Source organism: Enterococcus sp. DIV0800 (assembly GCF_050559735.1).
In the GTDB taxonomy this organism is placed as follows: domain Bacteria; phylum Bacillota; class Bacilli; order Lactobacillales; family Enterococcaceae; genus Enterococcus_A; species Enterococcus_A devriesei.
Map to the genome: position 1 here is coordinate 1,321,639 of NZ_CP187898.1, position 12,361 is coordinate 1,333,999.

Here is a 12,361-nt window from a genome sequence, read left to right on the forward strand (position 1 = left end):
TCGCTGGCAAAAAAAGAATCTAAAACCTTAAAGGTCTTAGATTCTTAAACAGGTCATATTTAGATGGTATCACCATTAAAAATTGAATTTTTCACAACGACATAATCAACTTTTTGAATAGCTTCAAGGTCTTTTCCGCCAGCGTAAGAAATGGCTGATTGTAAATCTTGCTGCATTTCTACTAAAGTGTCTTCTAAAGAACCTTTATAAGGAATCCAAATTTTCTTTCCTTCAACATTTTTCTTTTCGCCTTTTTGGAATTCTGAAGCACTTCCGAAATATTCCTTGTAAACCACTCCATCTTCCACTTTGGTCTCACCAGGTGATTCTTCATGTCCAGCAAATAATGAACCGATCATCACCATCGTTGCGCCGAAACGAACTGATTTCGCGATATCACCATGAGTGCGAATTCCACCGTCCGCAATAATCGGTTTACGAGCCGCTTTTGCACACCAGCTTAATGCTGCTAGTTGCCAGCCGCCAGTTCCAAAACCGGTTTTAATCTTCGTGATGCACACTTTACCCGGTCCAATCCCAACTTTCGTTGCATCGGCACCAGCGTTTTCTAATTCCCGAACTGCTTCAGGAGTACCAACATTACCAGCGATTACAAATGTTTCTGGTAAATATTTCTTTATGTGCTTGATCATATTGATGACCGGATCTGAGTGTCCGTGAGCAATATCGATCGTAATAAAATCAGGGTTCAATTTTTCTTCTGCTAACTGTTTAACAAAATCATATTCATAACCCTTCACACCTACACTGATTGATGTGAATAAGCCGCGAGTTTGCATTTTTTTGATGAAAGGAATGCGCTCTTCCTCGTAAAAACGATGCATAATATAGAAGTAACCATTTTCAGCTAAAAACTCCGCGATGTTTTCATCAACGATTGTTTGCATATTGGCTGGGACAACGGGCATCTTAAAACTAAATTTTCCTAATTGGACCGTTGTATCACATTCTGAGCGGCTGTTTACCACACATTTATTCGGGATTAACTGAATATCTTCATAATCAAATACTTTCATACTGGCCTCCAGTGTTTGAGATAAAAAAACATAGGGCTCTATCGCCCTATGTAATTTACAACATTTTCAACTAAAAAGCAAGATTATTTTTAAAATAATTCAAAAAACACGAACATTAACTTTTTAACTTTCGTATTTCCTTAATTTTTTCGCTTGAAGACTAATTAAAAAGATAACATCTTCCATCTCTTCTTCATTGGTCACTTTCATTTCGATCTGTTTGGTCTTTTTCGAAACCTCTTCAAACTTCTCTCTGAATTCCGAGGACATCACTTTCACCATCGGCGTCAAATAATTGATCCCAAAATCTGGAAATGGAGTAATAACAGAAAAATATTCTTTATGAATGATAATGCGGCAAAGCAGACCGTCATATTGTTCGATCATCAGCTGCCAACCAGATTTTTTTTGAAAAATATAAGTGATTTTAGGATCATAATGCCGCATGATTTGCGCTAGTAAAATTTTCAAATACTGAGAATTTGGGAGTCCAGATAGAATCGTTTGTAATTCTTTTTTCTCGTGCTCTGAATCAGACTGTTTACTTTCCATGGTTCTCGCCTCTTTCGATACTAAAAAATAGCCTTAATCCTAACAGCCGAACTGTTGGATTGTTTTTGCTTTTCTTCAAAATTACACACCTTTTTAATCTTTTTTTCATGTTAAGTCTACCACTTTTAATATGAACTGTCATTTTTTTAATCTTGCTTTTAATTAACTCACTACATTCCTTCTTTGCTTGACTACGCTTTGATTAACTCGTTAAAAAATGAAAAGAAATCAAAAAAAGACGGTCAATCGACCGTCTGAGAAATTATTTATTCGCTTTGGAACCAATATCATTTCGGTAAAAATAGCCGGCTGTTTCAGCTTTTGATAATGCTTGATACACTTGCGCTTGGGCTGCTTGAATTGTATCGGCCTCAGCTTCCACGACTAGAACGCGCCCGCCAGAAGCTTCCATTTGTTTCGTTCCTTGCGTTACACCAGCGTAATAAACAGTAACTTGATCGTTAAAGTCTGGCAGCGGCATTCCTTTTTGATAGTCGTTTGGATAGCCTTCTGCTGCTAAAACAACACCGACTGAGGCTTGATCGCTCCATGTTAATTCCGGTTCTTGATCTTTTAACAAATCACTGATGATTTGAGCTAAATCGCTCGTCAAACGAGGTAAAACGACTTGTGTTTCAGGATCACCAAAGCGTGCATTAAATTCGATGACTTTGGGACCTGCTTCAGTCGCAATCAGACCAGCATATAGAATCCCAGTAAAAGGCGTGCCATTTTTCACCATACCGTCAGCTGCCGGTTGCAGAATTTCTGCTATCGCTTTTTCAACCATTGCTTCCGATATTTGTGGTACAGGTGAATAAGCCCCCATGCCACCAGTGTTCGGACCTTCGTCATTGTCGTAAGCACGCTTATGGTCTTGAGCAATCACCATTGGATAGACTTTTCTATTTTTAACAAAGGCTAGTAACGAAAATTCTTCACCGGCTAAAAATTCTTCTACCACAACTTTGTCGCCGCTCTCGCCGAAACGATGATCGGTCATCATTTCCTTCAACGCTTGCAGTGCTTCTTCCAGCGTCATCGCCACCGTCACACCTTTACCCGCGGCTAAACCATCCGCTTTGATAACGATCGGTGCGCCTTTTTCTGTGACATAATCACAAGCCGCTTGATAATCTGTGAACGCGGCGTAATCAGCGGTAGGAATCTGATTATCTACCATCAGCTTTTTAGCAAACTCCTTCGAACCTTCAATCATCGCCGCTGCTTGATTCGGGCCGAAAATCGCTAGTCCAGCTTGTTGAAAATCATCGACGATTCCATTTAGCAATGGAATTTCCGGACCGACAAACGTCCAGTCAATTGCGTTTTTTTTTGCAAAGGCAATTAACATTTTATGGTCATCTTCTGCGATATCAACGACTTGAATCCCATCTTGGACCATTCCCGGGTTACCTTTCGCACAAAAAACCTCTGTTACTTGTGGACTGTCCAATATTTTTTTGGCGATTGCATGCTCTCTACCACCGCTGCCGATTATTAATATCTTCATAAAATCCTCCTAATGTCTGAAATGACGCACGCCAGTGAAGACCATCGCAACACCATATTTGTTCGCCATTTCGATGGAGTCTTTATCACGAATGCTGCCACCTGGCTGAACAATGGCCTTGATCCCATGCTGCGCCGCATATTCAACACTGTCATTCATCGGGAAATAGGCATCACTTGCTAACACAGCACCCTCCATTCGACCTTTCGCTTCTTCCAAGGCTATTTTGACTGAGCCGACGCGATTCATTTGACCCGCACCGACACCAACAGTTTGATGTGCATTGGCTACCACAATGGCGTTGGATTTCACGTGTTTCACCGCTTTCCAAGCAAAAGCTAACGCTGCTAATTCTTCGGTCGTCGGTTTACGATCGGTCACGGCTTCCCAACTTTCTGGATCTTCTTCAATTACATCTTGATCTTGAACCAGTAATCCGCCTAAAACAGAAACAATCTCCTGCTGAGTCGTTGCTTGATCAGAAAAATCAAGGGTCATCAAACGCAGATTTTTTTTACCGGACAAAACATCGAAAGCTTCTTGGCTAAAGCTTGGAGCAATAATGATTTCTAAGAACAATTTATGCATTTCTTCTGCTGTCGCTAAATCAACTTCACGATTTGCCACTAAAATCCCACCAAAAATTGAAGTTGGATCTGCTTCATAAGCAAATTGATACGCTTCGAAAATCGTTTTGCCACTGCCGATGCCACAAGGATTCATATGCTTCAAGGCGACTACCGTTGGTTCGCTGAATTCACGAGCGATGCGGATCGCCGCATCGGCATCCTTGATATTATTATAAGAGAGTTCTTTGCCGTGAAGCTGCTGCGCGTTGGCAATAGAATAAGGAATAGGTAAGGCGTTTTGATAAAAGGCCGCTTGCTGGTGACTATTTTCGCCGTAACGCAATGTTTGTTTCAGTTCATAAGTCAGCGTTAATTTTTCTGGTTCTGTTTCTGCCACTTGCTGGCTTAAATATTCTGCAATGAGCGCGTCATAGGCTGCAGTGTGGCGGAAAACTTTCGCGGCTAAGCTCTTCCGTGTCGCTAAACTTGTTTCCCCTTGTTCTTTTAACTCATCTAATACGCGAGGATAATCTTTTGGATCAACAACCACTGTCACAGCGTTGAAGTTTTTCGCCGCTGAACGCAGCATACTTGGTCCACCGATATCAATATTTTCAATCGCGTCGGCTTCTGTGACTTCAGGCTTTAAGATCGTTTCCTTGAAAGGATACAAGTTCACACAGACAAAATCGATCGGTTGGATATCATGAGCCTTCATAGCATCCAGATGGCTAGCTACGTCGCGTCGGCCTAATAATCCGCCATGGATTTTTGGATGCAGCGTCTTTACACGGCCATCCATCATTTCAGGAAATCCTGTCACTTCGTCAATGCTCAAGGTTGGAATTCCCGCCTCGTCTAAAGCTTTTTTCGTCCCGCCGGTGGAAACGATCTCGATTCCAGCTTGAACCAATCCTTTAGTAAACTCAATAATCCCTGTTTTATCTGAAACACTAATTAATGCTCTTTTCATCATGATTCTCCTTTACAATTTCCGCTAAAACTTGCGGATAAAGATGATGTTCCGCTTGATGAATTTTTTCTTCCAAGCTCTCCAAAGTATCAGTTGCAGCCACGGCTACCCTGCTTTGTGCGATGATTGGTCCAGTATCGACACCATCATCGACGTAATGAATCGTTACTCCTGTTTCAGACACACCTGCTTCATAAGCGTCTTTGATCCCATGCAGTCCAGGAAAATTAGGCAGTAGAGCCGGATGGATATTAATAATAGCTTGCGGAAAGGCAGCGAGTAATTCCTTTCCTACGATCCGCATATACCCCGCCAAAACTACCAATTCAACATCGTAATCCTTCAATAATTTCAACAGCGCTGCCTCGTAGCTCCGCTTGTCAGTGAATTCTTTAAGTTTGAAACTCTCACAAGGAATATTAAATTTTTTTCCCCGCTCTAAAACATACGCATCACGATGATCCGAAAACAGTAAAACCAGTTCGCCAGCGATTTTTTGATCTTTGAATGCTTGAGCAATCACTTCAAAATTCGAGCCATTTCCTGATGCTAAGACAGCGACTTTCATGCCCTTGCTCCTTTAAAAATGATTGGTTCCGCTCCATTTTCAATGACTTTACCAATCACAAAGGCCTCTTCATCACGAGCAGTCAAATCAGCTTGTAATTCCTCTAATTTTCCCGGGGCAACCGCTAAAACCATACCGATCCCCATATTGAAAATTTCGTACATTTCTTTTTCTGGTATTTCCCCGTATTTTGCTAACGCGTCAAAAATCGGCAAGACCGGCCATGTTCCTAATTCAATTTCACAAGCTAGATTATCCGGCAACATCCGTGGCAGATTTTCTACAAATCCGCCGCCAGTCACATGAGCGATTCCTGTAACTAACTCCTTTTTAACTAAAGGTAAGACCGCATCGACATAGATTCGTGTCGGCGTCAATAATTCCTCGCCTAGTTCTTGAGTCAATTCCGGTAATTTTTCATTGATTGAAAAGCTATTTGTTTCAAAGAAAATTTTACGGACGAGCGAATAGCCGTTGGAGTGAATGCCTGATGAAGGCAAACCTACCAAGAGATCGCCGGTGTTGATTTTTTCACCAGTGATCATTTGACTTTTTTCTGCGATCCCAACGGTGAAGCCGGCTAAATCATAATCGTCTTCCCCGTACATCCCCGGCATCTCAGCCGTCTCGCCACCAATCAAGGCCGCCCCCGCTTGGACGCAACCTTCTGCCACACCAGCCACCACTTGCTCCAAGCGAGCCGGAATATTTTTTCCTGTAGCAATGTAATCTAAAAAGTAAAGTGGCTCCGCGCCTTGGGCCACAATGTCATTGACACACATCGCCACACAGTCGATCCCGATCGTGTCATGTTTGTCTGCTTGGATTGCCACCATTAATTTTGTGCCTACACCATCTGTTCCAGAAACTAACACCGGCTCTTTTAATTGAAACGAACTTAAATCAAAGCAGCCGCCAAACCCACCGATTGCCCCCATTACACCTAAGCGTTCCGTTCTATTTACATGCTTTTTGATCCGTTCAACCACTTCATAACCAGCCTCAACATCTACGCCAGCCTTAGAATATGCATTTCCCACACGATCCGCTCCTTATTCATATTAAAGTATTCATTTTTCTCGAAAGCAAAAAATGAGTTTGATCTTCATGCCGTATACCATTCGACTATTTTTTATTCATAGGGCTTATTCCTAATCTTAGAAATCATTTTTCAAAAAACGAAAAATGACTCTTATTGTCATAGCGTATACCATTATTTTAATAAAACGAGGTTTTTTCTTTCAAAGTTGCTTGATAATGTGCTTCGTAATCGTATAACGGTGTTGGATAATCACCATTAAAGTACGCCATACATAGCCCTGAATAAGGTGCGTCAAATTTTAAGCCGATTGCATTGATCAAGCCGTCTTCACTTAAAAAGGACAAGGAGTCAGCTCCAATCATTTCTCGCATTTCTTCAATGGAATGATTCGCGGCAATCAATTCTTTCCGCGTTTGAATATCGATTCCATAGAAACAAGGATAACGTAACGGCGGTGAAGCGATTCGAACATGAACTTCCTTTGCACCTGCTTCTTTCAAAAGATTGACGATTCGACGGCTAGTGGTTCCCCGAACGATAGAATCGTCTACCATGATCACTCGTTTCCCTTCAACTACGCCACGAACGGCAGACAGTTTCATTCTTACCCCTTGTTCGCGTAATTCTTGTGTTGGTTGGATAAAGGTTCGAGCGACATATTGGTTTTTTACCAAGCCCATCTCATAAGGAATTCCTGATTCTTCTGCGTAACCGCTGGCTGCTGATAATGAAGAATTCGGCACGCCGACTACCATGTCAGCTTCGATTGCTGATTCTTTCGCTAAAATACGTCCCATATTTTTGCGGGCGCTATGAACATTGACGCCGGCAATATTAGAATCCGGACGAGCAAAGTAAATATATTCCATTGAGCAAATCGCGTGCTGCGTTTCCTGCGTAAATTGTTCCACTCTTAGTCCGTCGTCGTCGATTGTAATAATTTCTCCGGGATTAACATCTTGGATAAAGCTTGCACCAACGACTTCCAGCGCACAAGTTTCCGAAGCGACTACATACGCCCCATTGACCATTTGTCCGATTGACAATGGGCGAAAACCGTTAGGGTCAAGGGCTGCAACCATTGAATCTTCCGTTAACATCAAATAGGCGAAACCACCTTTGACGGTATTCAAAGCTTCCTTCATTCGCTCACAAAGCGTCGCTTTATGACTACGGCGAATTAAGTGCATCAAGATCTCCGTATCTGAATTGGAATGGAAAATCGCGCCATTTTGTTCTAATTCTTTTCGTAAACTTTTGGCGTTCGTCAAATTGCCATTATGGGCCAAGGCAAAAGCACCATCGTAAAAATTAAATAAGAAAGGCTGAATATTGTCCACGCTGCTATTGCCAGCTGTCGCATAACGAACGTGACCGATCGCAGCTTGACCAGTCAAATGGTTCAACTGCTGCTCATCCTTAAAAACTTCCGACAATAGACCTAGCCCGCGATGTCCGGTTAATTTCCCCGCATCATTACAGACGATCCCAGCACCTTCTTGTCCGCGATGCTGTAAACTATGCAAGCCAAAATAAGTGACGCGAGAGGCATCTGGATGACCCCAGATGCCAAAAACGCCACATTCTTCATTTAAACTTCTTACTTCATTAGACATGGAATGGCTTCCTCCCATAATTCTTGTGCCTGTTTTGTTGCTACGTTGATCGAAGCACCTTCTGCTGTCAAATGAATCTCGTCAGAATCAGTAACCGTCCCGATCATGACTGCTTTATTTCCAGCTAGCGCTTCAAATTCTGCTTGATTTTCTGGTTTAACGGTTAAAACAAAGCGTGATTGTGTCTCAGCAAAAAGATTTTCAACGGGCATCGCAACGGTTGCTTCCACTCCTAATTGATTAGTAAAAGCCGATTCAGCGATGGCTACCGCTAGTCCACCTTCCGCACAGTCATGGGCGCTGGCAATCAAACCGGCTTTAATTGCAGAAAGAACAAAGTCTTGATTGGCTTTTTCCACCGTTAAGTCAAAGTCCATTAATTGACCTTCAATCAATCCTTTTTGCATTTTTTGCAATTCACTGCCGTTGAAATCATTGCTAGTTTCACCAACAACATAAATCAAATCACCAGCTTGTTTAAATTCTTGCGTCGTAATATGACTCAAGTCTTCAATCAAACCAACCATTCCAATCATTGGTGTTGGATAGATGGCTTTGCCATTGGTTTCGTTATACATCGAGACATTGCCTGAGATAACCGGTGTATTCAATGTTCGACAAGCTTCAGAGATTCCGTCAGCTGATGTCCATAATTCCCAAAAGCCTTCTGGTTTTTCTGGTGAACCATAGTTCAAGCAATCGGTGATCGCCAAGGGTTGACCACCAGAAGCGACGATATTTCGGGCGGCTTCCGCTACCGCGATTTGTCCGCCGATTTCTGGATTCAAATACAAGTAACACGCATTACAGTCAGTGGTCATCGCCAGCGCTTTTTGGGTTCCACGAACTCGTAAAACAGCTGCGTCACTGCCGGGACGAACTACCGTATTGGTGCGTACTTGTGAGTCATAGGTTTCATAGATCATTCGCTTTGAAGCGATGGTTGGCTGTTGCAACAATTGTAGCAATACTTCCGAAGCATCCTTCACCTCCGGTTGATACTCGTCCATTGCAGCGAATTCTTTGATCCGGGCAGGTTCGCGTTTTTCATTTTGGTAAACCGGCGCGTCTTCAGCCAAAGCATCGACTGGTAAATTGGCGACTTCAACGTCGTGATGGTACAAACGATACAGCCCGTCATCCGTTACTTCACCAATCGTCACCGCATCTAGCTCATAACGTTTGAATAATTCCACGACTTCTGCTTCATGCCCTTGCTCAACACAAATCAGCATCCGCTCTTGTGACTCCGATAACATCATTTCGTAAGGGGTCATATGGGTTTCCCGTTGCGGTACATCATCTAAATAAAGCTTCAAGCCCGAACCAGCTTTTGAGGCCATTTCCGAACTAGATGAAACCAGACCAGCTGCTCCCATATCTTGGATACCGACTAAAATATCTGCATGATCCAAAATTAATTCCAAACAAGCTTCCAATAATAACTTTTCCATAAATGGATCGCCGACTTGAACCGCCGAACGTTGTTGTTCTTCTCCTTCAACAAATTCTTCAGAAGCGAAGGTCGCTCCGTGAATGCCGTCACGCCCTGTTTTAGCCCCTACATACATGATAGAATTGCCGACACCTTTAGCTTGACCCTTTTGAATGTCCTTGTGCTCCATCAAGCCGACACACATCGCATTCACTAAAGGATTCCCTTCGTAGCAAGGATCAAAGGCTACTTCGCCGCCGACTGTTGGGATACCGATACAATTTCCATAGCCGCTGATCCCAGCGACAATTTCTTCTACTAAATATTTCGTCCGAGGTGTGTTTAATTCACCAAAGCGTAACGAATCTAAAATTGCGATGGGACGAGCGCCCATGCTGAAAATATCACGGATGATCCCGCCGACACCTGTTGCCGCGCCTTCATAAGGCTCTACCGCCGAAGGATGATTATGACTTTCAGCTTTAAAGACAACTGCTTGTCCATCACCAATATCCACGATCCCGGCACCTTCACCGGGTCCTTGAAGAACCTGCGGCCCCTCCGTCGGAAATTTGCGTAGAACGGGCTTTGAATTTTTATACGAACAATGTTCGCTCCACATTACCGAAAATAGTCCTGTTTCAGTATAATTCGGCATGCGACCCAAGATATCTTCAGAAATCAAGCGATATTCTTCATCGGTCAAGCCCCATTCGGCATAGATTCGTTGTTCTTTGATTTCTTGCGCTGTCGGTTCTAATTTCATCATTAGTTTGCAGTCACCTTTCCGAAATTTTTTAAAATAGAGGCGAAGAATTTTTTGCCATCCTCAGAACCTAAAAGGATTTCCATCGCACGTTCCGGGTGTGGCATCATGCCTAAAACATTTCCTGCTTGATTAGTGATTCCGGCAATATTTTCTACACTGCCGTTAATATTTTCTCCTTCATAGGTAAAGACGATTTGATTGTTCGCCTTTAGCTCAGTCAAGGTCGCTTCATCACAATAATAATTTCCTTCACCGTGAGCGACCGGAATTTGAATGATCTCATCCGCTTCATATTCAGAAGTGAATTTTGTTTGGTTATTCACAACACGTAATGGAGTGATTTTGCTAATAAATTTTAAGGACTCATTGCGGCGTAATGCCCCGGGTAACAGACCTGCTTCCGTTAAAATTTGAAAGCCATTACATGTTCCAAAGACTGGTTTGCCTTCTTCAGCGAACCGAATAACTTCTGACATGATATTAGAAAAGCGAGAGATCGCGCCACAGCGTAAATAATCACCATAAGAAAAACCGCCAGGTAATAGTACACCATCAAAGCCAGCCAAGCTTGTTGCATCATGACGGACGTATTCGCAATCCGCCCCCATGATTTCCTTCATCGCCCAATACATGTCCATGTCGCAATTTGAGCCAGGAAAAACAATGACTGCAAATTTCATCTTAGACTTCCTCCATTGCTTGGATTTCATAACGATAAGTTTCCATATTCACGTTGGCTAATAATTTGTCGCAAATTTCCTCGATCATGTCTTCTACTGGGCGATCGCTTTTAGCGACTTTGATCTCAAAATATTTACCGATCCGTACCTCTTCAATTTCGTCATAACCTAAACGATGAACTGCCCCTTTGACTGCTTCTCCTTGGGGATCTAACACAGAATCCTTATATGTTACGTAGACTTTTACAAAATACATGCTTATTCTCCTCGCTTTTCTAATCGATTTAATACTTCTTGATACACAGGAATAATGTCGCCTAAGTCGCGACGATAAATATCTTTGTCTAAATGCTCTTGCGTTTTCTTGTCCCACAAACGACACGTATCAGGAGAAATCTCATCTGCTAAAAGAATCGTGCCATCCTTTTGCCGTCCAAATTCTAATTTAAAGTCGATGAGTTGAATCGCCATTGAATCAAACAATTCAATCAACGCTTGATCGACTTCTAAAGCCATGTGACGTAGTATTGCCAACTCTTCATCGGTCGCAATTTCCAAAAAGCGGATATGATCATCAATGATCATTGGATCGTCTAAGGCATCATTTTTGTAATAAAATTCGACAATTGGCTTTTTCAAAGCGGTTCCTTCTGGAATAGCCAAGCGTTTTGAAAAACTGCCCGCTGCTACATTTCGAACAACCACTTCTAAAGGAATGATTTCCACTGATTGAATCAATTGTTCAGTAGCTGAAAGTCGTTTGATAAAGTGATTCTTGATTCCTTTGCCCGCTAAAAAATCAAAGATTAAGCTGGTGATTTGATTATTTAGTTCGCCTTTACCATTGATTTGGTCTTTTTTTGCGCCATTCAAAGCAGTCGCTTGATTTAAATACTCGACCCAAATGGCCTCTGGATCATCTGTTTGAAATAATTGTTTTGCTTTTCCTTCATACAATAAAGTTCCTTTTTCCACCTTGTTACGCTCCCTTTTTGTGAACATTCGCTACAATTCGCATAAAATCATTCGCTTTTTTATTTCATCCTTAGTGTAACAACTGAAAAAAAATAATTCAACATTTTATCGGATATTATAATTCAAAAACATCTTCATCGTTCGTGTTTTACCAAGAACGCTCATTCCTTTTTCACAAACATTTTTGAGATAACGTTTACATTTTTTAAAATGGGTGGTATATTAAATGCGAATGATATTAATGGAGGAATTGCTTATGTTAGAGACGCCCTCAACAGCTCAAAAATTTCTAGATTCAATGACTGAAATCAACAAGCAACGACTACTGAACGCACTGTTAGGATTAGATAGTACCCATGCCTTGAATTGCAACACCAGCTTCTATTCTTACCGCAACTTAAAAAAAATCTTTAAACCAAATAAAGCTCAACCGATGCAAACACTACACTTTTCCAATACCACAAACGATCAATTAGTCATTCGACAATTGAAGCAGCATTCTTTCTTAAAGAATTCTTATCGAATCGAGATTCGGCTGAATTCCGTCTTATATGACTATCAATTGATTGATTGCTTGCTGCAGCAACTGAACGAAAGCTGCTGTACGGATTTGTTTTCTTACGCATAAAAGC

General features: G+C 41.9%; 12 protein-coding genes. 1 reads left to right on the plus strand and 11 read right to left on the minus strand.

The annotated features are described in order from the left end of the window. Positions 1–59: 59 nt before the first annotated feature. The 11 genes from guaC to purC form a co-directional block, all read right to left on the minus strand. Positions 60–1,037, minus strand: coding sequence for a GMP reductase (guaC, locus tag IGI54_RS06415; protein ID WP_216429085.1), 978 nt, complete (start codon positions 1,035–1,037; stop codon positions 60–62). A gap of 123 nt (positions 1,038–1,160) precedes the next feature. Continuing rightward, a complete protein-coding gene (locus tag IGI54_RS06420; protein WP_430620217.1) occupies positions 1,161–1,589 on the minus strand; it encodes a DUF3788 family protein in 429 nt (142 codons plus the stop codon). 262 nt (positions 1,590–1,851) lie between these two features. Next, positions 1,852–3,102 carry a phosphoribosylamine--glycine ligase gene (purD, locus tag IGI54_RS06425; protein WP_430620218.1) on the minus strand — a complete coding sequence of 417 codons (1,251 nt, stop codon included), beginning with the start codon at positions 3,100–3,102 and terminating at the stop codon, positions 1,852–1,854. 9 nt (positions 3,103–3,111) lie between these two features. Further along, entirely contained in the window at positions 3,112–4,644 is a 1,533-nt protein-coding gene (gene purH, locus IGI54_RS06430; RefSeq protein ID WP_430620219.1) for a bifunctional phosphoribosylaminoimidazolecarboxamide formyltransferase/IMP cyclohydrolase, read from the minus strand. Continuing rightward, a complete protein-coding gene (gene purN, locus IGI54_RS06435; RefSeq protein WP_430620220.1) occupies positions 4,625–5,212 on the minus strand; it encodes a phosphoribosylglycinamide formyltransferase in 588 nt (195 codons plus the stop codon). Before purN ends, purH begins: the two co-directional genes overlap by 20 nt. After that, entirely contained in the window at positions 5,209–6,252 is a 1,044-nt protein-coding gene (purM, locus tag IGI54_RS06440; protein WP_430620221.1) for a phosphoribosylformylglycinamidine cyclo-ligase, read from the minus strand. Before purM ends, purN begins: the two co-directional genes overlap by 4 nt. Before the next feature lie 178 nt (positions 6,253–6,430). After that, on the minus strand, positions 6,431–7,870 hold the full coding sequence (purF, locus tag IGI54_RS06445; protein ID WP_430620222.1) for an amidophosphoribosyltransferase: 1,440 nt from the start codon (positions 7,868–7,870) through the stop codon (positions 6,431–6,433). Then, entirely contained in the window at positions 7,855–10,074 is a 2,220-nt protein-coding gene (purL, locus tag IGI54_RS06450) for a phosphoribosylformylglycinamidine synthase subunit PurL (protein WP_430620223.1), read from the minus strand. Before purL ends, purF begins: the two co-directional genes overlap by 16 nt. Next, entirely contained in the window at positions 10,074–10,754 is a 681-nt protein-coding gene (gene purQ / locus IGI54_RS06455; RefSeq protein ID WP_430620224.1) for a phosphoribosylformylglycinamidine synthase subunit PurQ, read from the minus strand. The genes purL and purQ overlap by 1 nt, the downstream gene beginning before the upstream one ends. A gap of 1 nt (position 10,755) precedes the next feature. Next, entirely contained in the window at positions 10,756–11,010 is a 255-nt protein-coding gene (gene purS / locus IGI54_RS06460; protein WP_430620225.1) for a phosphoribosylformylglycinamidine synthase subunit PurS, read from the minus strand. Positions 11,011–11,012: 2 nt separating this feature from the next. Then, entirely contained in the window at positions 11,013–11,729 is a 717-nt protein-coding gene (purC, locus tag IGI54_RS06465; protein WP_430620226.1) for a phosphoribosylaminoimidazolesuccinocarboxamide synthase, read from the minus strand. A 226-nt stretch (positions 11,730–11,955) separates the two neighbouring features. Here purC and IGI54_RS06470 point away from each other — a divergent pair, with 226 nt between their 5' ends. After that, entirely contained in the window at positions 11,956–12,357 is a 402-nt protein-coding gene (locus tag IGI54_RS06470; RefSeq protein ID WP_430620227.1) for a hypothetical protein, read from the plus strand. The last annotated feature ends 4 nt before the right edge of the window (positions 12,358–12,361 follow it).

Excerpts from the sequence above, each read along its gene's own strand:
- IGI54_RS06470 (WP_430620227.1), top strand. The coding sequence starts at position 11,956 with ATGCGAATGATATTAATGGAGGAATTGCTTATGTTAGAGACGCCCTCA.
- purQ (WP_430620224.1), bottom strand. The coding sequence starts at position 10,754 with ATGAAATTTGCAGTCATTGTTTTTCCTGGCTCAAATTGCGACATGGAC.
- IGI54_RS06420 (WP_430620217.1), bottom strand. The coding sequence starts at position 1,589 with ATGGAAAGTAAACAGTCTGATTCAGAGCACGAGAAAAAAGAATTACAA.
- purH (WP_430620219.1), bottom strand. The coding sequence starts at position 4,644 with ATGAAAAGAGCATTAATTAGTGTTTCAGATAAAACAGGGATTATTGAG.
- purN (WP_430620220.1), bottom strand. The coding sequence starts at position 5,212 with ATGAAAGTCGCTGTCTTAGCATCAGGAAATGGCTCGAATTTTGAAGTG.
- purL (WP_430620223.1), bottom strand. The coding sequence starts at position 10,074 with ATGATGAAATTAGAACCGACAGCGCAAGAAATCAAAGAACAACGAATC.
- purD (WP_430620218.1), bottom strand. The coding sequence starts at position 3,102 with ATGAAGATATTAATAATCGGCAGCGGTGGTAGAGAGCATGCAATCGCC.
- purS (WP_430620225.1), bottom strand. The coding sequence starts at position 11,010 with ATGTATTTTGTAAAAGTCTACGTAACATATAAGGATTCTGTGTTAGAT.
- guaC (WP_216429085.1), bottom strand. The coding sequence starts at position 1,037 with ATGAAAGTATTTGATTATGAAGATATTCAGTTAATCCCGAATAAATGT.
- purF (WP_430620222.1), bottom strand. The coding sequence starts at position 7,870 with ATGTCTAATGAAGTAAGAAGTTTAAATGAAGAATGTGGCGTTTTTGGC.